Source organism: Mesorhizobium sp. B2-4-7 (assembly GCF_006442685.1).
Lineage (GTDB): Bacteria > Pseudomonadota > Alphaproteobacteria > Rhizobiales > Rhizobiaceae > Mesorhizobium.
In genome coordinates this window covers 184,255-206,921 of the sequence record NZ_VFVH01000008.1, presented here as the reverse complement: position 1 = coordinate 206,921, position 22,667 = coordinate 184,255, and the positions used below count along the sequence as shown (strand labels likewise).

The 22,667-nt window shown below is 61.6% G+C and carries 11 protein-coding genes and 1 tRNA gene; all 12 read left to right on the top strand.

Annotation, left to right across the window (positions count from 1 at the left end):
- Positions 1-11: 11 nt before the first annotated feature.
- The 12 genes from phaC to dpdD all read left to right on the top strand — a co-directional run bounded on the left by phaC (position 12) and on the right by dpdD (position 22,551).
- Positions 12-1,847, top strand: a complete 1,836-nt coding sequence (gene phaC, locus FJ946_RS21480; RefSeq protein ID WP_140495818.1) for a class I poly(R)-hydroxyalkanoic acid synthase — start codon at positions 12-14, stop codon at positions 1,845-1,847.
- A gap of 216 nt (positions 1,848-2,063) precedes the next feature.
- On the top strand, positions 2,064-3,311 hold the full coding sequence (locus FJ946_RS21475; RefSeq protein WP_140495817.1) for a YcbK family protein: 1,248 nt from the start codon (positions 2,064-2,066) through the stop codon (positions 3,309-3,311).
- A 269-nt stretch (positions 3,312-3,580) separates the two neighbouring features.
- A tRNA-Glu gene (locus FJ946_RS21470) sits at positions 3,581-3,655 on the top strand.
- Positions 3,656-3,836: 181 nt separating this feature from the next.
- Positions 3,837-4,406 (top strand): hypothetical protein, encoded by a 570-nt coding sequence (locus FJ946_RS21465; RefSeq protein ID WP_140564057.1) that lies wholly within the window; start codon positions 3,837-3,839, stop codon positions 4,404-4,406.
- 246 nt (positions 4,407-4,652) lie between these two features.
- On the top strand, positions 4,653-7,859 hold the full coding sequence (dpdE, locus tag FJ946_RS21460; RefSeq protein ID WP_181167640.1) for a protein DpdE: 3,207 nt from the start codon (positions 4,653-4,655) through the stop codon (positions 7,857-7,859).
- The gene (gene dpdF, locus FJ946_RS21455; protein ID WP_140564059.1) at positions 7,859-10,444 is read left to right on the top strand and encodes a protein DpdF; all 2,586 of its coding nucleotides are present in this window, start codon (positions 7,859-7,861) and stop codon (positions 10,442-10,444) included. The genes dpdE and dpdF overlap by 1 nt, the downstream gene beginning before the upstream one ends.
- Positions 10,441-11,343: a protein DpdG gene (gene dpdG / locus FJ946_RS21450; protein WP_140564060.1), complete on the top strand. Its 903-nt coding sequence runs from the start codon at positions 10,441-10,443 to the stop codon at positions 11,341-11,343. The genes dpdF and dpdG overlap by 4 nt, the downstream gene beginning before the upstream one ends.
- Positions 11,292-14,453 (top strand): protein DpdH, encoded by a 3,162-nt coding sequence (dpdH, locus tag FJ946_RS21445; RefSeq protein WP_140564061.1) that lies wholly within the window; start codon positions 11,292-11,294, stop codon positions 14,451-14,453. Before dpdG ends, dpdH begins: the two co-directional genes overlap by 52 nt.
- On the top strand, positions 14,450-15,184 hold the full coding sequence (locus FJ946_RS21440) for a hypothetical protein (RefSeq protein ID WP_140564062.1): 735 nt from the start codon (positions 14,450-14,452) through the stop codon (positions 15,182-15,184). The genes dpdH and FJ946_RS21440 overlap by 4 nt, the downstream gene beginning before the upstream one ends.
- Positions 15,171-19,724, top strand: coding sequence for a protein DpdJ (gene dpdJ / locus FJ946_RS21435; RefSeq protein WP_181167639.1), 4,554 nt, complete (start codon positions 15,171-15,173; stop codon positions 19,722-19,724). The genes FJ946_RS21440 and dpdJ overlap by 14 nt, the downstream gene beginning before the upstream one ends.
- A complete protein-coding gene (gene dpdK / locus FJ946_RS21430; RefSeq protein WP_140564064.1) occupies positions 19,721-20,260 on the top strand; it encodes a phospholipase D-like domain-containing protein DpdK in 540 nt (179 codons plus the stop codon). Before dpdJ ends, dpdK begins: the two co-directional genes overlap by 4 nt.
- On the top strand, positions 20,257-22,551 hold the full coding sequence (dpdD, locus tag FJ946_RS21425; RefSeq protein WP_140564065.1) for a protein DpdD: 2,295 nt from the start codon (positions 20,257-20,259) through the stop codon (positions 22,549-22,551). Before dpdK ends, dpdD begins: the two co-directional genes overlap by 4 nt.
- Positions 22,552-22,667: the final 116 nt, after the last annotated feature.

Sequence of the window (22,667 nt, the reverse complement as noted above, 5' to 3'; positions counted from 1 at the left end):
CCCCGCGCACCATGTCCAAAACACCCGATTCGGGCAAAGCGGAAGATGGCGGACCTTCGACGGTCGAGCAATATCTGGTGAAGGACCCGGAACGCTTCGCCCTGAACATGGCGCGCATGATCGAGCAGGCCGGCAAGGCGGCTTCCGCCTGGGCCGAGCCGCGCGAGAAGGGCGAAGTGCGCGACCATGTCGCCGAACCGGTCGTCGACATGGTGAAGACCTTCTCCAAGCTCAGCGAATACTGGCTTGCCGACCCACAACGCGCGCTCGAAGCGCAGACGCGGCTGTTCGCCGGCTATATGACGGTTTGGGCGAACGCCATCCAGCGCGTCAGCGCCGATGCCGAGCGAACCGAGGACGCGGTCAAGCCGGAGCGCGGCGACAAGCGTTTCCAGGATCCGGAATGGGGCCGCAACGCCTTCTTCGATTTCTTGAAACAGGCCTATCTCGTCACCTCGCGCTGGGCGGCTGATCTTGTCGAGCACGCCGAAGGCCTGGATGACCACACCCGCCACAAGGCGAGCTTCTACGTCAAGCAGGTGTCCAACGCCATCTCGCCGTCGAATTTCATCCTGACCAATCCGGAACTGTTTCGCGAAACCATCGCCTCGAACGGCGAAAATCTTGTGCGCGGCATGAAGATGCTGGCCGAGGACATCGCGGCCGGCAAGGGCGACCTGAAGCTGCGTCAGGCCGACTACTCGCCCTTCGAGATCGGCCGCAACATCGCCACCACCCCCGGCAAGGTGGTCGGCCGCAGCGACGTCGCCGAGATCATTCAATACGATCCCGCCACCGAGACGGTGCTGAAACGGCCGCTGCTGATCTGCCCGCCCTGGATCAACAAGTTCTACATACTCGACCTCAACCCGCAGAAATCCTTCATCCGCTGGGCGATCGAACAGGGCCACACCGTGTTCGTCATCTCCTGGATCAACCCTGATGAACGCCACGGCATGAAGAACTGGGAAGCTTATACAAGAGAGGGGCTGCAATACGGCCTCGACACTATCGAGAAGGCCACAGGCGAGAAAGAGGTCAACGCTATCGGCTACTGCGTCGGCGGCACGTTGCTGGCGGCGGCACTTGCCCTGCTGGCGCAGGAGGGTGACGATCGCATCAAATCGGCGACCTTCTTCACCACCCAGGTCGATTTCACCTATGCCGGCGACCTCAAGGTGTTCGTCGACGAGGAACAGGTCGCGGCGGTGGAAAAGGCGATGAACGAAAAGGGCTATCTCGACGGCACCAAGATGGCGACCGCCTTCAACATGCTGCGCTCGGGCGACCTGATCTGGCCCTATGTCGTCAACAACTACATGCGCGGCAAGGATCCCCTGCCCTTCGACCTGCTTTACTGGAATGCCGATTCGACACGCATGGCGGCGGCCAACCACTCCTTCTATTTGCGCAACTGCTATCTCGAGAACAACCTCTCGCGCGGCAGGATGGAACTTGCCGGACGCACCGTTTCGCTCGCCGATATCAAGATCCCCATCTACAACCTCGCCTCCAGGGAAGACCACATCGCTCCCGCGCTGTCCGTCTTCCTCGGCTCGAAATATTTCGGTGGCGAGGTCGAATACGTGATGGCGGGCTCCGGTCATATCGCCGGCGTCGTCAACCCGCCCGCATCGGGCAAGTACCAGTACTGGACCGGCGGCAAGCCGGAGGGCGACTTCGGCGAGTGGATCGCAAGGGCCACCGACCATCCTGGCTCCTGGTGGCCGCACTGGCAGAGCTGGATAGAGGCCAAGGACAACAATCGCGTGCCCGCCCGCAAAGCAGGCAAGCATATGAAAACTTTTGGTGATGCCCCCGGCACCTATGTCAAGGTGCGTGTGTAACCGACTGTAATGTCTGGTGAGTTGACGGACCCGTAAAAGCGGGCGAAATGGTGTCGTCAACCATCTTGCCGCCTAAATTCGGCAATTGCCGCAAAAATACTTCCAGGCTTGCTGATTTGACACAGGTCTCGTTTCCGGATCGGAGACAAGGGGCACCTCGACGCAGCCGTTCGGACGCCGCGCCAAGGATATACCGATCGGACATCGAGGGGGAATTTGACTTTGAAATCAGCAGGGTGGAGCCTCGCGAAGGGAGAACGCCGCACCATTGCGGCGGCGCTCTGCTCCGTGCTCCTGGCCTCCTGCACCTCGGCCGGCGACCCCACAATGTCGGTTGGCATGCCCGGCTACAATGCCTCCGCGTCGGACATCAATGCAGCCTCGACAAACAAGCCGATCGTGGCCGGCGATTCGTCGTCGCAGACGGCGACCACGCAGACCACCGTGATGGCGGAAGGCGACACAGCGCTGCCCGAGACGGTCGCCTACGTGCCGATTACCAAGCCGCAGGCGGCCTTCCCGCTCACCGCGCCGGCTGAAGCTGAAACGATTGCCGGAAACACGCCGCAATCGCTGGAGCAGCAGCCGCAGACGGCGCAGCAGACCGATGCGGCGGCGCAGAAGATCGCCGCCGCCGACGCGGCCGTGACGGCGCCGAAGCAGGCCGCCACACCGGCGATGAACAATCCGGTCTATGTGACCGCTGGCGAGGCGCAGCAAGCGGAGGCGCCGAAGAAAAGGGGTTTCCTGGCCTCGATGTTTGGCGCCACGCCGGCTTCGGCGAAGCCCGCTCCACTGGTCAACACGCGCGCAGGCGAACAGCCGGCTGTGCAGGCCAAGCCCGCCCCGGCGGCGGCAAAGCCGATCATTACACTGGCCTCGGCCGATTCCACGGCGAAACCGGTGCAGCTGGCTTCGCTCGGCGACGACTCAGGTCACATCACCGGCAGCGATGCCCTGCCGGGCGTCCGCCAGACGGCGCTGTTCGAGATCAAGCGCAAATCCGGCCTCGACGACGAAAGCGACGTCGACCTCAACGAGGATGAAGGTTCGGGCGGCCTCTACCAGGTAGCTTCCGCCGCCGGCATGGCGCGCCTGGCGCCCAACGGGCTCTTGAAGCAGAACGAGAGTGTCGACGTGGCGTGCCTCAAGCCCTCGCTGGTGCGCGTGCTCAAGACGATCGAAGGCCACTACGGCCGCAAGATGGTCGTCACCTCCGGCTATCGCGACCCCGCCCGCAACCGCCGTGCCAACGGCGCCAAGAATTCGCTGCACATGTATTGCGCCGCCGCCGACATCCAGGTGCCGGGCGTCTCGAAATGGGAGCTGGCGAGCTACGTCAGGACGATGCCCGGCCGCGGCGGCGTCGGCACCTACTGCCACACCGAATCGGTCCATGTCGACGTCGGCCCCGAGCGCGACTGGAACTGGCGCTGCCGCCGGCGCAGCGGTGGCGAAGGCTGACCAGGGCCGGTTCGGCTGGACGCGCCAAAGCGCGTCGCGCTGAAACGGAGCTCACTTTTGAGCGACATGCATTTGCATCGGGCCGCTTCCAGCAATCGTCTGAAAAGTGCCCGGAAATCCACGCAGCGGCTGGTGACGGCCGCCAGAAAAATTGCCGCTGGCGCTGCGTGAATCACTCGCTTCGGCAGGCAGGAAAAAAGTTGTCCAAGCCGGCACCTGACGGGTTGCCGGTTGCGCACAACGCCAGTATAAGCCGCTTTCATCTGAGCGCGCCCATCGTCTAGCGGTCAGGACACCGCCCTTTCACGGCGGTAACAGGGGTTCGATTCCCCTTGGGCGTACCAGAGATTTCAACGAGTTAGCCTTTTCACCAACCTTTGGTCCCGATAACGGACCCGAAAAGCAGCTGCCACCGTTGCCCGAATCAACCGATGTTTCATTGGCCGTACGCGTCGTTCGACTGGATTCTTGCCTTGAGCGGCCGTTATGCCGATGAACTGAACCGATCGGCAGGCGGATGATCCAATGCCCCGCAGGACAAAGCGCCGGAAGGCAGCCGAGGAAGAACACACGCATCTCGCCATTCGACTGGAGCGCTGCGACGCGAGCGTCGAAGCTGCCATCAATTACAACGTCTACGCGCCGCAATCAGCTTGGAACTCAGATGATGATGACCCGCTCTATCGGTTCACCACGCGACTGACCATTGGCGGGATATCCATCTACCCGGAGGAACGGGCGGGCGATACCTATGAGGTCACAATCTATAGCAATAACTTGGGCTCTGGCGACATTCGTGCGACGCTCAAAGACGTGCAGGAACGCGATGAGCACGGCTCGCCCAAATATCGTCAATACCACGGTAGGCAGATCCCGATTTACACTCCGCCCCCCGGCATGGGACTCATCGACAAGATCCGAGGCGAGCCACGCTGGACGGTGTGGCTTCGCGTCTCCCCCCGCTTCACGACTGACGCGCTCGCACTTCTGAGCGACGGACGATCACTGTTCCTGGCTGTACGCGAGCTCAAAAAGGGCCGTAGGCGCTGGGTTCAGAGCGTGAGCTTGCAAACCACCGACCCCGCAGAAGAATAGACCCTAAGCGTTAGTCCCAACGTCGCTCACCGGGCCCGGAAGAGACGTCTTCGGTGGTGCGGTCACGCCCGCCCTGCGACGCCTGGGCACGGGTAGCGCCGATTTCGTTTGAGAGTGGCGCTTCGTACCGATTTCAAGGAGAGCCACTAGACGAATGCAAATCCAGACCATAATGAAATGAAGGGTCGAGGGGACAGCGAATCTGTGTTCGTTAGAGCAATTGGAGGGAAGCATGCTTCCCTCGGGGTGGGAAAACTAGTTGGCCAGAGCGGATCGCTGCGGTCTGTAGAGTATTTCGATTCGCCGACATCGGAGCCTCTGGTCCACAACATTGGCGAAAACAACATAGAGCATGTACTCCTCCCGGAGCAGACGCGCATATATCATTTCGATGAGGCTACTGGGGCGTGGGAAATTGGCCACCTCCTGAAAGATAGCGGTGAAAGCCAACTCATCCAGTTTCCCGAACGCAATTCCAAGCGGCTGAAATGCAACTCTGTGTTCGTGCGGTGGGAACTTCCAATTGGGGACCCAACACCGTTCCTTGCCAACAAAATCAGCGAGAGCCCAGGCTTTTCGGATGGACGCAGCGCGTTTGTCCGATCACAGGTGTCCCAGCGGGCCGCGTCGATGGGGATTTCCGCGCTGCTTGCGTGCGCTGTCGAACTCGAACCGCACCAGATTGAGGTGGTACGACGGATCCTGCAAGACCCGGTGCAGCGCTACCTGCTTGCCGACGAAGTGGGCCTCGGAAAGACGATCGAGGCGGGCGTCCTTATCCGGCAATGCGTTCTCGATGTGAAGGAAGATTGCACGGTTCTCGTGGCGGTTCCTGCCCCACTCGTCGGCCAATGGCGCGCGGAGCTTTCCGAGAAATTTTTTCTCGGGCGCCACCTCGGTCGCAATATTCATGTGATTTCACATGACGACGATGACCAGATTCGAGCGATTCTATCGAAGGCGACGATGCTCGTTATCGACGAAGCGCACCACCTGATCGACCTCGGTATTGCGAATGCAGCTGGCATCTACCAGGATATCGCCCGCGCCGCTCCCCTAATAGAGCGGGTCCTCTTGTTGTCGGCGACACCAGCACTTCACAATGAGCGCGGATTTCTGAGGATGCTCCATCTCCTCGATCCCCTGACATATCCACTCGATGGCGAGGACTCGTTCCGCCGCAAGGTCGAGAGCCGGCAGGCACTGGCAGAAATCGTCGCCGGTCTGACAACCGAAAATGTACTGTTTCTCGATTATGTGATCGATCAATTGAGCCGTCTGTTTCCCGAGGACGAACTGCTACTGGAACACCTTGCGAAGCTCGGCACCGTTGTCGATAGGATGCCAGACGAGAGTGACCCAGCACTGATCGAGGCGGTCGATCAGTTGCATAACCACCTGAGCGAAGTCTATCGGCTGCACCGTCGTATCTTGCGCCATCGTCGTCGAAACGTCAGCGGGATAACGCCAGATAGATTAGGGGCCGAGATCGTCCACTATCGCAGCAGCGATCGGGCAGTCTTGACCGCCGCAATGGAAGACTGGCGGTTCGGCGAGTCGACAAAGCTCGATGAAGCCGGCCGCGAGGCACTGTGGGCGGATCGTGCGAGAACCTTTTGGCGAGTGCTCGATCGCGGATCGCAATATCCGAGCTCCGGGGCTGGGATAATCAGTTTTCTGGCGCAGCAGACCGGGATAATTAGTGATAAGAGTCGGTTCGAGGCGGTTCGCCGGTGCCTGGGGCGCCCTGGCTTGTTCGAGGATCGCGCGGACGCACTGATTGAGGCGTTGCAGCCGCTTGTAAGTTCAAACTCGCAGTGCATCGTTTTCTGTTCTGATGCCAAGACTGCCGATCTCCTGGCAAAGCGAATCGCGAACAGACTGGGTATCGTCGTCGACCGTCATGATCCCAGCAGCGACCTGTGGAGGGCTTTTAGCTACAGCGTCGACCGACCCATTCTGGTTTGCGATCGACGGGCGGAAGAGGGTCTGAATCTTCAGGGCGGCAATAAAGTCGTGGTTCACTATGACGTCCCGTTCAATCCCAATCGGATCGAGCAACGTTTAGGTCGCGCTGATCGCTATGGATCCGACCAGGCCGTACGCTCCGTCGTGCTCGCTTGCGAGGACGATCCTTTTGAGATGGCCTGGGTGGGCTATCTCAATTCAGCGCTCAAAGTTTTCGACCGATCGGTGGCGAGCCTACAGTATCTGCTGGAGAGGACTATGCGAGGCTTCGCGCTTCCGCTGTTCGTCGAGGGCGCCGAAGGGCTCATTGATCTCACAGCGAAGAGCACCGGCGAACACGGCGAGATCGAGCGCGAAATCTCGGCGCTAGATCAGCAGGATGCACTCGATGCCCTCGGCGCGCCACCTACGGCTCTTTTCGACAGCCTCTCCGCGATCGACGAGAATTGGCTTGCGATAAAGAGCGATACGGTCATGTGGCTCGAACAAACTTTAAAACTTGAGCGCCTCGACGAGCCGCGGATTGCGCCGAGCGCCGGAGCAGCAACGCCGTTCCGATACGTCTATTCCACCACCCCAGGGCGCCATACGCTTATTCCGCTGCCGACGTTCATGGCGCATTGCGACGCTGCGCTTGATGTCTCTCCGAGATCAAGGGGTGAGAGGAGGATCAGAACTATCCCCTACACCTTTCGCCGACGCACTGTGTTGCATCCTCTCGCGCGTTCTAATGGCATGGGCTTGCTACGCTACGGCGACGAGCTCATCAGTGGCATCTTGGGGTTCACCGAGTCGGATGATCGCGGCCGATCCTTTGCCATGTGGCGCTTTGCGCCCGACCATGTCGGCGATCCCATCGCCGATGTCTTCTTCCGGTTCGACTTTGTCCTCGAAGCCGACGTCGCAGGAGCGGACAGAATTCTGCGCCAACATGGACGCAATGCCAACGCGGCGGGTGCAGCGATGCGGCGTCGCGGCGACATGGCGCTTCCACCCTTTTACCGCTCGCTTTGGCTCGACCGAGAACTGACGCTGGTAACCGATCACGCACTTCTCACGCTCCTTGCGCCACGCTATCGAGTCGAACCGGATCAGAACGGGGCTCTCGACCTCAATCTCAATCCTCGCCGGTGGCAACGGCTGCTACAATTGCGCCTTCCCGAACTTGCCCATTGGTCTGACCTTTGCCTTAAGGCGCGGGAAGTGGCCGAAAACGCGCTTCGCGGGGACTCCGATCTCATCGACAGCCTCGCGAAAGCGGAGCAGCGCGCTCTGCGGGTCGATCAGGGGCGGCTGGGCCAGCTGCGGGCGCGGGCTCGCGCGGCCGCGAGTGCTGGCGACGACACCGATCTTGCGTTTGAGGAGCAACTTGCTGCTGCTCTACGAGCGGGCATTCGCATCCCTCAGGTTCGGCTCGACACTATTGGCGCGATCTTCGTCTCGGCGAGCCGCTCTGTCACCGACCGCATCTCGGGTGGCCTCTGATGGGCGCATTCGATTTCGGAGGTCTGCAAGACTTTCTACTCGACCCTTCGAGCGGGATTGGGGACTCCGGACCCCACGACGGCGTGTTCGATCGCCTGGCTCAGATCCTGAAAGCGTCACAGGCAACTGGGCGGCTGCAAAGTGCACATGATGCCATGGCCCTTTTTCGGCACGTATTGCGCCGCCAGTCCCTTTTTGCGGGCCAGCAGGCGCAGTTGCGCGTACCCTCTTGCTCCGGCTGGCCGGACCGGACTTCCTGGGCGCACTTCGGTGTGCGGGCGCATAGCGAGACACAAGGCTATTTCGTGATCGAGGCACGCCCATGGCGGCCCGATTGGCTGGATGACAGTGACAATCCGGTGTTCGAGGACGTATTCGCCGAACAAAACGTCAGGATCGACTGGCAGCGTCCGATCGACCCTTTCCTGGGCGAGGCAAGCGGGTTCGACACCTATGTGTCGCCTGGACAGCGCGAGGCCGTGCGCAGCGCTTTCCTGCTTCCTGCGGGTGAGACGCTCATCGTGGCATTGCCGACCGGCTCTGGTAAGAGCTTCGTCGCGCAAGCTCCGGTGCTCGTTCGAGGGATCGAGGGAGGCTTGTCAATATGCGTCGTGCCGACGACGGCACTTGTGCTCGATCAGGCGCGGCAGATGCGGCAGATGCTCAAGCGCCGCTTCCCGCGCCGGGAGGTGCCGCCGCTCGCCTGGCATGCCGGCCTAGGCACCGAGGACCGCTCAGCCATCAAGTCTGCCATCCGCGAAGGCCGTCAGGGTATCCTCTATTGCTCACCGGAGGCGGTAACCGGAGCATTGCTGCCGGCACTCTACGACGCCGTGCGAGCGGGCCTTCTCGCCTATCTGATTATAGATGAGGCGCATCTGGTGAGCCAGTGGGGAGATAGCTTTAGGCCGGCCTTTCAGATGCTCGCGGGCGTGCGGCGGGGATTGCTGGCGGCATGTCCGCCCAGCACCCGCTTCAAAACACTGCTGATGTCGGCTACCATGACACCCGACACGATCGCGACCATCGATGCCTTGTTCGGTCCAGCCCGAAGCGTCCAGATGGTCGCCTCGATCCATCTTCGTCCCGAACCGCAATATTGGATCCATCGTGAGGACGATCCAGACGAGAAGGACCGAAAGGTCCTTGAGATCGTGCGGCATGCGCCGCGGCCGTTCATTCTCTACGTAACGAAACGCAGCGACGCGAAGCGGTGGGTGAAGCTTCTTCGCAAGACGGGCTACGGACGCATCGACTGCTTCCACGGCGAGACGGCCCATGGCGACCGACTGCGGATTATCGATCAATGGTCGGAAAACAAGCTCGACGGGATCGTTGCAACCTCTGCCTTCGGGGTGGGAATCGACAAGCGGGATGTACGGACCGTTGTGCACGCAGCCGTCCCTGAGACCCTCGACCGCTTCTATCAGGAGGTCGGCCGTGGCGGGCGCGATGGCTGCCCTTCCGCATCCTTTTTGATCTATTCGCGGGAAGATCAGGAAACGGCCAACCAGATTGCCTCGCCATCTCTGATCAGCGACGACCTCGCCTTCGAGCGATGGTCGACCATGTATGGCAGCAGCACCCAACTCGACACGATCGGCCAGTTGCTGGAGGTTGACCTGGCAGCCGTTCCGCCCCGGCTTCGGCGGCAGTCGGACTATAATGAATCCTGGAACATGCGCACGCTCATCATGATGGCGCGTGCCGGCATGCTCGAACTCGAGTCACAGCCGCCTTCGAAAATCGCGCAGCAAGAGGACGAGGCAACGTCTGCGTTCGAGTTGCGCAGTGAGGAATATTGGTCGGAATATTTCCAGCGCACGGTCGTCGGAATGACCGAGTTCGGCCATCTGAGCTGGGAGCGGTTCGAAGCCTTGATTGGCCAGGAGCGTGAGCGCTCATTCGACGCGGCGACGGAAAATCGCGGTCTGCTCGACAAACTGCTTGGGGGATCGGTCGAGGTATCGGATTTACTCGATCACCTTTATCGCAGCAATGCACCCGGCCGGCCGATGATTATATCGCGCGCGTGTGGCGGGTGTCCGGAACATCGGCGCCAGGGAACGACGAACATCCACTATTCCGCTCCGCCTGCTTATGGCATCGAACAGGTCAGCCGTCCCGATCTCAGCCTTTTCAAGACCCGGTTCCCGCAACTCGATCTTGGCGATCCGGTCATTCTGCCGGTGGAAGAATCATTTGACGATGCAGTGCTTGTTGCTTTCCTCAAGGACTTCGTTGCGATGTTCGCCGTCCGCGAGATCGCCACGCGGGCCGCGTTTCGGGAACGCAATCCGGCCCTCGCCAGCTTGCACAAACACAGCGACGACCATGTGCTGCTGCTCCAATCCCTCGAAGAGGAAGTGCTGCGACCGTCGTCCTATGAGCTTCCGCGCGTGACACTCTGGACCGCCTCCGCCGGTGTCGGCCTGCCGACCCAACTATTCACGATGAAGCGGCCGCTTCACGTCATCATGGCGCCGGCATCGACGCCTGATCCCTGGAATACCGGACGCCGTATCGCAGATACGGGGTCCAATGTCCTGACAGTCGATCAATTCAAGCTCGGAGCGCGCTTGTGACCGTCCTTAACCGTACAAATGACGGCCTTTTCAACGTTCTGATCATTTTGGTTCGTGCGCTCATCCGGTTTGGCCCGCGAAGCCGGGAAGATCTCATTCTTGCATGTGGAGGTGAGTTCTTCACTGAAGAGAACAACCAGTTGGGCCAGACTCTGACACGGTGGACCCAACTCGGCTTATTCGACGCCGAAAATGGCAAGGTAATCGTTTCGCCTGCCTATCTATCTGAATTGGGAAAAACGGCAGACGACGCTGAATCTAGGCTACCGAAGGTCGTTAGATCAATTGCTCTTTTGCCAGAGAATAACGAGCGTTTCTGGGATGGCGACGGTGCAAAGTGCGCTGATTTATCCCGCGGGATGGCGTGGATGCTCGCCCAGGACATATATCGTTTGGACAGTAGTACGAAGAGCCTCATGTCTCTTGAGACACTGCAGCTAGAAGACAGTACGAATCAGAAGATTTTTCAAAACGAAAGAGACTTACCCGCATTAAGGGAGTGGATGATTTATCTAGGGTTTGCTCGCGACGGTATGCAATGGGTCGTCGATCCGACCGACGCGCTGCGAGATGCTTTGCCTGCGATTTACGGTTCCCACCACGAACTATCCGCCCCCACATTCGTCGCCCGCGCAGCGACAGTACTGCCCGTGCTTGATGGCGGCGCCTACAGACTTCAGGTGGAGGCGGCGTTGAATGACTCGGCTTGGCCTAGGCTTCGAGTGGGGCTTCTTTCCTCGGCGCTATCGCGCGCGATTCAACGACTCGACCGGGAAGGCGCGATCACGCTTGCGAACAGGAGCGATACCGAGGGTGTCGTGACCCTAACTGGAAGCAATGCGCGCACATGGCGGGACGTCTCGCACGTCGCAATGGCACCGGCAGGGAAGGCACGCTGATGCTGGAAAAATATTGGCCCGAAGCCGATCAGGTAAACGCCTGCATCAAGAATGAAGCCGAGACCGCCGACGTTTCGGTGCTGCTCGCGGTCCATCAGCCGTCGCAACTCACAACGCGGAATGCCGGCACCAATATCGAAACTCCCGCATCCGAGCAGGATCTGCTTGATGCTTTCCTCTCCGATAACGTTCCCGGCGGGTATCTGCTGTTCCCCATCACTGGCCCGTCGGGCATCGGCAAGTCGCACATCATCCGGTGGCTCGATGCGCAGCTCCAGCGATCGTCTAAGAGCGATCGCCTCCACATCATCCGTATTCCCAAGAGCGCAAGCCTGCGCAAAGTAGTTGAACTCATCCTCGAGCCTCTCGCCGGTGACACGCGCTTCGAGAAGTCTCGCGCCGACTTGACCCAGGCGGTTGCAGAGGTCGACAAGCGCAAGGCGGTCGTTCTCTTCCGTGCGCAGATTGAGAATGCCCTGTCGAGCCGTGCCGAGGCGATGCTGCTCGAAATGCGGGAGCACAAGGATCGCGCCGCCGAACTGCGGCCGCTCATTGGCCATGCACAATCGCTTCCCAGGCTGTTCGGCGATGCCGCGCTCAAGGATCATTTCGACGAGAGGGTGCTTGCCCGTGTGGTGGCCCGTGCGGTACAGGGCCGCGAAGACGATGCGGAGGGTGACGAGACGCAATCGCAGTTCTTCGCGGAGGACCTGATCCTTCCGGATCATATCGATCTAAACGCTGCTGCCCTCTCAGTAAGAACTTATTATCAGACGCAGCTCGCTGTCCAGGATGCCAAGCGCCGTCAGGCTGCAGCAGATCTGCTGAACGACATTGTCGACATCGCCATCGGCAACGTGTTCCAACTCGAGCAGAGCACCGGCGGCATCACCTTACAAGACATTATCCTCGGCGTCCGTGAAATCCTCCTGAAGGACGACAAGGACTTGGTGCTCTTGGTTGAGGATTTCGCAGCCCTCTCGGGCATACAGGACGTCCTCCTCAAGGTCTGCGTCCAGGAAGGCGCCTATGCGGGTAAGAAGGTCCGCGCCACCATGCGCACAGCGCTGGCGCTCACCGATGGCTATCTGGCGTCCCGCGACACCATCCTGACGCGCGCGCAGCGCGTCTGGGTTATTGGCAACCGCCAGCAGGGCGATGACGATATCAAGGCCGCGGTCGTTGACATGGTCGGCGCCTATCTCAATGCTGCGCGGTGGGGCGAGGAAGGGCTGCGTAGGCGGTTCGACCGGCGCGGCGCAGGTGACGGCCTCACCGATTGGCTGTCGGCATGGCATGACGAGGAGCAGACCGACGAAGAAGGCGAGGCGCTCGACGCCTTTGGCTATTCGAGCCGCGGCCATGCCTTGTTCCCATTCAATCGGCTTGCAGTCGAACAACTCGTCGAGCGGCACCTGACCGAGGGCAGCCGGCTCGTCTTCAATCCTCGCCGGGTTATCAATGAGATCCTGCGACGGCCGCTACTGATGCGGGGGACTTTCCTTAGCGGCAATTTCCCGCCTGCGGACTTCCATGGGCTGCGACCCAATCTCTACCTGGCGGGTCTCGTCCGGCAGGCGAGCCAACCCGACGCCGTGAAGAGGCGCCTGAACTCTGCGCTCGCAGTTTGGGCCGGCAATGCGCTCGACCAGACGGCGCTCACCCATGTGCCGCCGACTATATTCACTGCCTTCTCGCTGCCGACTCCGGCCGACCTCGCCAATGTTGCTTTCGTGCCGGAGGTGCAGCCGCAGGCCCCCGCGACGCCGCCGACGAACCGCGATGAACTCCTTGCGTCGCCCTCGCCGCCGGCGGTTGTGCAAGACCCGAGGGTAGCTGCGTGGTCGAAGAAGCTCGATGCCTGGGCAGGCGGGACTGAACTTGTCCAGGCAGATGCTCGCGAGCTTCGAAACGCGCTGGCGACGATGATGAAAGGTGCGATCAACTGGCCAGCGCTGCGCATCCCAGATCAGGAGATCAAGGCCACATGGCTGTCGATCGCCAAGGCGCGCAACAATCCTGTGCACGGCCGCATCCTCGTGGTCTGCGATAGGCATGAGGACGAGGACGCTACGCTGCGAGAAGGATTTCTCGGCGCTCTTCGGTTCGGCTTCAATGGCTACCGCTGGGACTACCCCGAGGCCTATACTGACTATATCGCGAGCGCCGTGATCATCGATCGTCTGGTCGCACAACTGGTGCCGATGCTGATCGCCGAGGCCAACACGCAGACCGCGGTGATCGGACGGGCTCTCCTCAACCAATCGCGTATCGTCGGCCTTTCTCCGCCGGTGCGACCTACATCGGCCGAACCCCTACTGCGCGGGCTGTTCTCCCCCCCGCCGCAAGCAGATGTCCAGGCATTCGAAGAAGGGTGGGACCAGTTGCGCGCTCAGGCGCTGGGCTCGATCAACGGCCGCAGCACACGCTCCTCGCTGCAAAATCTGTTGCTTGAGCGGACAGCCAGTTTCCAGGGCGCGGGCAACAAGCCCTTCGCGGTGGATACTCCGCGATTGCTCGATGCTCTTTCCGGCGACCCGCCGACCGGTCCGCTGCCCGAAGGCTTGCCCGAGGAGGCCCGCACCTTCATCCCAACGATGAGCGAGGCCAGGCTATGGAGCCGGCTTCAGTCGGTGATCGCCAAGCTGCGCGGCTTTCGGCAGGAGATCGCCGATTTTGTCGACGACAGCCTCGACAAGAATGCTTTCGTCGCTGACCTGCGTGAAATCATACCCCTCCTACAGAAGACCAATTGCTGGCCTTCCGGCGTGTCGATCAAGCTGGGCGAATTCGAGACACGCCTCACGGAGTTCCAGACGAGCCGGTTCGTCGACCTGGTCGACAAGGCGGCAACGATCGTCGACGAGGCTGACCGGGAGCAGGTCCCGAAACTGCTCAACGCCCTAGGGTCGATCGACTTGGGGCTGATCGAGCGCACGATGTCGTTCCTGAAGATCGTCAACGAGATTGTATCACAGGCCGAGCCGAGGGTTGCGCAGCAGGAAGCGATCCGGGCTCAATCCGATCCAGGTATCGCAGCGGCCGAGATCGTGACGATGCTCCAGGGTGTAAGCGATACCGAGGCCGCAGCAGTGGAGGCTACCCTGTGAGTACCTCACTTCCCGCGCGCGCCAAGGCGCTTCGCGAACGGCTCGTCGCGCTCGACCGCCTCGGCGCCAATGTTGAGGAAGCCAGTCGCCTCGAAGGTCTGCGGTCCGACCTCGCTCCGCCCGCGGCCGAGTTCAGCCGTGCCCTCGATCAGCGCAAGCTTCTGGTTGACTCGGGCATTGAAGCGGTTGCGCCAGCGATTCTCGACTCCATTCGCAAGCGCGCAACCGACCTGGTTGAGAAATTCACGGCCGAGAAGAAGGCCGCGACCCTGACAAGGGGTGTCGGTTGGACTAATCTGATCCGGGACATCAAGGTCGCATCAACCGAACTGGGCGCTGCAGTCATCCAAAGCTGGAAAGTGTATCGGCAGGCCGTGTTCACGGGCGAGGCGCCGGGCGTAATCAGGGGACGCATCGCGTTCACGCCTGCCAACAGTGCGGCGTTCGCGGAGTATGAGCAGCTTCACCAGGCCTTCCGGACCGAGTTCGACAGGCTGCCGGCCGACAAAGCGGGAATCGAGAAAGTGCGGGCGCTCGCGGCGAAGCTAACCGAGACTGCCAAGGCATTCGATTACAACGTGCCCGGCGAGGTGAAGCGGTTCCTGGAAGCGATCCAGAGTGGTGGCGCTGCGCTCGATCTGCTCACCGACACCGTCAAGCATTGGCTAAGGGCGAATAATGCCTTCGACAGCTATCGCATTCTTCCGCGGAGTGCTGATGGACGCCGATGAAACCCTACTACTGGCTGCGCTCGATCAGATTGAGCAGCGCGAAGCCCGACTGCTGACCTGGGGGCTGGTCGACGGCCACGTCTCGTCGGGCGAAGTGCATGGGATCATCGATGCCTTGCTGGATGATCCCGCGATCGGCGCAGGTATCGGTTTCCAGGATGCCCGCCAGGTAATCGGGGAGCTGATCAATCGCGTGCTGCTCTTCGACATCGGAGCGGAGCCAGGCACCAAATATCGCTCCCGCATGGCCGAAGGCGTCCGACTGCTGTTCCGGCTGCGCCAACTCTTCCCACAGCATCGCGGTCCGACCGGCTGGCAGACGGCTCCCACGCTCGTCGCCGACTTCCGGTTCATCTGGCGCCGCCGCCGTTATCCGCGGCGCGAAATCAATTCCTCCGCCGCGCTCGCGCAAATTGGCGCTGCGACCACCGACCGGTCCGCACGCACGGCACTGTCCGCGCTGGTCGAAAGCTACGGCCCAGAGTTCGCACTTGCCGGCTTCCAGGTTGATGCCGCCTCACGGATCCTCGGTGGCTTTGAAGGGTCGCAATCGATGGCCACCCTCGTCAGTGCGGGCACCGGGAGCGGCAAGACCCTCGCCTTTTACCTGCCAGCGCTGTCGCGCGTCGCATCGCATATACAGCGAGACGCGGTTGGCGATCGCTGGGTTAAGGTGCTCGCGCTTTATCCGCGCAACGAACTGCTCAAGGACCAGTTCGCGGAGGTATATAGTCAGGCCCGCCGGCTAGACGATACATTGGGGGCGCGCGGCCATCGTAAGATCTTGATCGGCACCTTTTTCGGCCCGACGCCCCGTTCGCCTGAGACTGCGCATAAGGCACGCAGCGGCTGGCGTACGACAATGGGCGGCCTCGTCTGCGAATATCTGCGCTGTCCATCGCCGGATTGCAACGGGGAGATGGTTTGGCGTGAGGCGGATCGGCGCGCCAATCGCGAGCGTCTGGAGTGCCTCGAGTGCTCAAGCACGATTGAGAGCGACGAGATCATTCTAACGCGCGAGCGGCTGCAATCTGAAGCACCAGATATCCTGTTCACCACGACTGAGATGTTGAACCAGCGCATGGGCGACGATCGGTTCCGGCATCTGTTCGGAATTGGCGAACGAGCTCAGCGGGCCGTCGAGATGATGCTGCTCGACGAAGTCCATACCTATGCTGGGAGTTCCGGCGCACAGGTCGCTTTCCTGCTGCGTCGCTGGCGGCGTCTGGTCCGCCGACACGTCAGCTTCGTCGGCCTTTCCGCCACGCTCAAGGACGGCGCTCGCTTTTTTGCGCAATTGACCGGTGTGTTCGAACAGGCATCGGTCGAGATCGCTCCCGCCAACAGGGAGATGATCGCCGAAGGCGCTGAGTATCTTCTGGCGCTGCGCGGCGATCCGGTATCGCGCACAGCATTGCTGTCGACCACGATCCAGACGGGCATGCTGCTCTCTCGGCTGCTGGACGCGCCCGACGAGCGAAAGAGCCGCGGCATTATCGGCGAGCGCGTTTTCATTTTCACCGACGACATCGACGTCACCAACCGCATGTACTTCGCAATGCTAGACGCCGAGGGTCGCAGGAGCAGCGGGGCGCCGGACCTGGTGAACAGGCCCGATGGCGGACTCGCGTCGCTCCGCCGGCCACTGCCGATCGAACAGCGCAAGCTGCATGGCCAAGATTGGGAGGCAGTGGTCCAGATCGGCCACACCTTACAGCCCCAGGACCGAAAGTCGGTGGGCCGCGTGATGTCAATGGACCCCGGCGTCGGCAACAATCTCGACATTATCGTCGCGACCGCCTCGCTCGAAGTCGGTTTCAATGATCCGCGAGTTGGCGCAGTCATTCAGCACAAGGCGCCGCGCGATGTTGCCCAGTTCCTCCAGCGCAAGGGCCGCGCGGGTCGTTCGCGCCGGATGCGGCCTTGGACTGTGGCGGTGCTGTCGGACTATGGCCGGGACCGGCTCGCCTATCAGGGCTATGACCTGCTTTTCGATCCGGAACTGCCGCTTCGTACGCTGCCTGTAGGCAATCGGTACGTCATGCGGATCCAGGCAGTCTATGCGACGCTCGATTATCTTAGCCAGGCACTTGACTATCAGCGGCAAGGCAGCGTCTGGCTCGACCTATCGGCCAGCACCGACAGCAGCTACCAGCGCGCGCGCCAGACTGCGCTTGCAGGCCTCATCAATCGCATCCTGACCATCCCAGCCGAACTGGACCGCTATTCCGCATATCTCGCCTCCGCCTTGAAGATCGACGAGAGTACAGTCTTGCCGCTGCTCTGGGATCACCCCCGGCCTCTGATGACGCAGGTCCTGCCGACCGCGCTTCGCCGGCTCGAGAGCAATTGGCGCGCCTGGGGGCAGACCGGCGACGATTTCCAAGTGTTCAATTCGCCCCTGCCGGAGTTCGCGCCGGCGAATTTGTTCAGCGATCTTAACCTGCCCGAGGTCAGTATTGTCCTCCCACAGCCTGGTAGCGTCACGCCCGACAAAGTGGGGATGCCCATCGCACAGGCGCTTCGAGAGTTCGCGCCGGGACGCGTGTCACGGCGCTACGGCATGAGCCATGCGTTCGAGCGTCATTGGATGTGTCCGCCACTCGATCAAAACCGAGCACAAGTGGTTCCGCTCGAACCGTTTGCGCGTCTGGATAGGCTCAGTGACGGGCGGATTATCGTCGCCGGCTCGGTAAGACAAGTCCCTGTCTATCGTCCCCTAGTTCTGGAGGTTCAGCCGCCGCCCGGCACGGTGGTCGATACCTCGAACGCTCGACTTCGCTGGTGCAGCCAGCTTGTCGCGCGCGAGTCCGGCCTGGTGCTGGACCCGCCCCGGGGTAGCCCCTGGACTCCGTTGATCGAGGATATCCGCTTCTACACACACGAAGGGCTGAGCCCGATCGAGGTACGCCGGATGGCGCTCGGCAGCGATGCCGGCATTCGCTTCCGCGACGGCAGATCGCTGAACAAGGAGTTCCATTTCGAAGTCGCCGGAGAGGCGGCCGCGCTCGGCTTTGGCCTCGCGGTCGACGCGATGTGCATCCGCCTTCGCTTCCCTGAAGCCTTGTGGTCGAACCTCGGGGACGAGGCGGACCCCCGATATCGTGCGATGCGGACCGCGCGCTTTCATCACCAAGCGGTTTACGGACCTTTTCTCGAAGCCGTCGACAACCCGTTCGCGCGCGGCTGGCTGGCTCATCTCATGCTGGCCGCGCTCAGCAATGAGGCAATGGCGCGTCGGATTTCCCTGAGGGAGGCCGCGGGACGCCTTGCCGACGGCAGCGCTGAACTCGACCTCGACCGGACGCTCAGCATCCTGTTCCAGTCGCCGATCGTCGACGATGCCAACGCCCAGGGTAATCAGCAGGACAAGCTTCGGCAGGATCTGGCTGGCTTCCTGGCCGACAGGGAGGTTGTCGACAGCCTGTTCAGCCTCGCGGCTATCCTATGGATCCCGATCGATGCTGGATGGGAGCCGTGGCTTCGCGAGCGTTATGCGTCTACCGTCGGCGCGGCAGCCTTGAGCGCGATCACGAGCCTCTGCCCACAAATCGACGCCGACAGCCTGGTACTCGACGTCACCGCTGGCCCGCGCGAGCAAGACGATGTGCTCGCCGGGGTTCCCAATGGCGAGATCTGGATCAGTGAGATGACCCCTGGGGGCAACGGCCAGATCGACGAGGCGCAGCGCCAATATGTAGAGGATCCACGCCGCTTCTTCAGCCTGATGACCGCTGCCCTGCGAGACAATGATTTCTCTCTGAGCGATTTCCAGTTGAGTCGCTTCCTCGCCGCCGTGGTCGAAGGCGACAGCGACGAGCCGCTGCCCGCCGCAACGCGCGCGTTTCGGCAGGCATCAGGTGCCGAGGAGAGCCATGCAAGCTTCACGGCGCTTCGTCACACCCTGGCGGATGAGGGTTTTGTCACCTTCCACGCGTTCCTTGTTGCGCTGACAAACCGGATCCTTCGTCCCGGCTCGAGCATCGACAGCGACGCCTTTTTCCTCGACGCGATGCGCCTCTGGAATGCCGAGGAAGAGCGGCTGAGCGTCGACCTCGACGCGCGTGTGCTGGCCTATCGCCTGGCGCGGTCTGATGACATCGATGCAGCGCTCGGGCTGGCAGGAATCGACGCCCCAACGGTCAATCCCGACCAGTGGCGCTTCGGTGTGATCTATGGTCTGCTGTGGCCGCGCGGCGCCCACATCCGCCAGTCTGGGCTGAGGACTTACTCACCCTTCGCCGACCTGCCCGCACCGGACCCGTTGCTGCTGCAGGCCTATCTTGCCGAGGATGCGAGCCTGATCGATCTGGAAGTCGACGGCTGGCAGGATTATTGTCTTGATCGCCTTGCCGAGGTCGGGGCCGCCACGCTGATGTGTCGAATGTCGGCAGCACCGCTGCTCGCCGACGCCTTGAGCTTCCTCGCCACGAATCCAGTACAGACGGTCTATCTCTCGGTGTTCGCGCGCGTGCAGGCAGTCAGGCGAGTGGAGAACGTCTTCCATGTCGATGTCGATGTTGCGGAGGCACTGCAATGACCTTCGAGACGCGACGAATCTTCAAAAGCGCGGTGACCAGCCAGAACCTGATCCGCGAGCTCCTTCAGATGATGTTCCTTGGCGAGCTGCTGGCGCCCGGAGGCGAGCGCGCCTGGCTCGTCAGCCCGTGGATCAGCAACATCGTCTTGTTCGACAATCGCGCTGGAGGCTTCGGTACGATCAATCCGGAATGGGGCAATCGCGAGATCCGGCTGATCGAGGTGATAACTGACGTGATGGCCCGCGGGACGGCGCTGGGCATCGCGACGAGCCTTGATGGTCACAATGACCCGCTGATCGACGCGCTCACCATGGCGGCGGACGAAGGCGGGCTCGACGACAAGCTTTCCATTGTCCGCCGCCGGCACCTGCACATTAAAGGCGTGCTGCTGAAGCGCGGCCTTCTGACGGGCTCTATGAACCTCACCTACAATGGCCTCGAATTGAACGACGAAATGGTCGTTTACGACACCACGCCCAAGACTCTCGCCGAGGCGCGTATCAACTTCGAGTCCTATGTGGGAGTAGGCAGGTGATCGAGCATCTGCCCGAGCGGGAGCAGGACTGGCTGGCGCGCTTCTTTTCGGCACCCAACGAGTTGAGCTGGTCGTCTCTGCTCGACGGGTCTGCTTCGGCACGAGAGTCGGACCAAGTGCGGCAGTGGCTCGGCCTTCTCGCCGCAGCGCGCCCGGGTGCGCCGCTTATTCTGCCTTTCGCGCGGGGTGGCAGAATCACCGGCTGGTTTGCGACCACGCAGGGTCCTTCCGGCGGGTACGAGCTTGGCGATCAGATCAACGCATGGTTGGGCCCGACCTGGCTCAGCAGCTTCGAGCGCGTCGCCGAGGACTCGAACGAGGCGATGGCCGCAGTGCTTCGGGACCGATTCGGCGGAACTGTATATCGGTTCACGGGACCAGACGATGCCGCAATGGAGGCGATCTCAGCACGGCTGAGCGAGTTTGCAAGCGTGCTCGAACGGAGGCCGCTTGCAACACGCACGCGCGTCCGCCCGATCGGAGCCATCCGCGGCGAGTTCGAGCGTGCGCTGCTCGCCGGCGACGAAGCCCAGGCAGAGGCGACGATCGCCGAACTCAAGCAGACAGGTCGCCTCAATGAGGAGAATCTCCGCTACCTTGAGGTGCGGCTAAGTGCTGGCCTCGGGCTGTGGCCGCAAATCGCGCGCGATCACTGGCTCATCAAGACGATGGCCGATCTGGCGCTGCCGCCGCAGATCCTCGCGGACCTGATCGAGGCACTTTACCGAACCTATGTCGATGAGGTGGAGGCAGGCGGCGAACCGGCCGCGATCCGTGATGCCTTCGCGCGCCATATCGCAATCCCCTATCCGAAGCTGTTCGCGTCCCGTCGGGGCATTCGGGCGCCACGTGTAGTCAAGGCGTTTCTGCTGTTCGAGCAACTGCAAGCCAAGCCTGACCCAGCGATCATCGCCGGGCTGCTCGACCTGTTACCGCCCGGCTCCCATGCCTCGCTCTCCGCAGCGCCGCGCGCTGCAGAACCCGCGCTGACGCGGCTGGCAGCGACCACTGCGGACGAAGCTGACGAAGCCTTCGATGATGGGCAATTCGACCGCGCTTTTGAGTTCTACCTGCGGCTTCCTGCTAGCAGGAAGACCATCAGCCGGCTGGTGTCGTGCGTCGGGACGATCGGGACAACCGAGGCGCGCCAACGGCTGCTTACTCTGGTGGATGAGGCGGGCCCGGACGTGGTTGCTGGGCTGCCCCCGGGGATTGCCAGCAAGATCGAAAGCCTTCGGGAGGCGCAATCGTCCGGACCGCTGCCAACGGAGAAGTCGGCTGATGCCAGTGCCAATCCATGGATCAATTGGGCGGACCAACTGCAGGCAGGCCGCGACCTCGCCTCGGCTGAGCGGGAAGTTCAATCCGCACCGACTAATTGGGATGCCGCAAAACTCCGGGAGAGCGGCCAGTTGGCGCGTCGGTTCGCCGACATCATCGGCGGTCTGGACGGTAAAGCCGGCGAGATCGCGCGGGCGGCAGTGCCCCAGATATTCGCGAGTATCTTCTCCACGGATGCCGCTCCACCGCCGGCGACGAAACCGATTGCGTCGCTTTTGTTCCTGCTGATCGCGATGGATGACGCGCTTTCGCGGACCGATCTCGACTTGCTAGCGCAACTGGCCGGCATCCTGATCGAGCAAGGGCTGTCATCCAGTGAGTATGTTTCCCTGATAAGCGATATCGAGGATGTTCAGAAGCGGATCGGCTCCTATGCCTACCTACCCTGGAGCCTGGACCTTAGCGAGGCGTTGGCAATCTTGCCCTGTTCGTCCGCTGCAGAACGCGAAGCGCGACTGCGATTGTTCCTGCTCGTGCTGGGTCAAGCCTCCAGCTTCGCCCATCGCCTTGCACCGCACGATCTGGTGCCGATCGAGACCCTTGCGAAGGATTATGGCGTCGATCCAGATGCAGTGGGCGCGCTTAAACGCAAATCGGAGGCGGAGCATGGTGCATCGTCGATTCCGAGCCTCAATGGAAAGACCATAGGTATTTACACGCTGGCCGAAGCGGCCGGAAGCCGTGCCAAGGCGGCGTTGGAGAAGCTGTTCCCCGGCTGCAAAGTGGTTGTGAATTCAGACCTCGTTGCAACGCCGCAACTCGAGAACCTAGCGAAGACTGCTGATATGTTCGTCTTCGCGTGGAAAAGCAGCAGCCATCAAGCCTTCTATTGCGTGAAGGACGCCCTCGCCAATGGCGAACCGATCTGGGCGCAGGGGAAGGGAACAGCCAGCATCCTTCGAGCCATCCTCGATCACTGGCCTGCTGCGGGCGATTCAGCACCAGGTTGAGCTTAGCCAGATCATCTGATTTCTGGTTTTGACAAAGAGCCACAGTCCGACTCGGCAAACGGATTACCAAACCAATCCGCGCACAGTCCGGGTTCGCTTGGAACCGCTTGTCACGC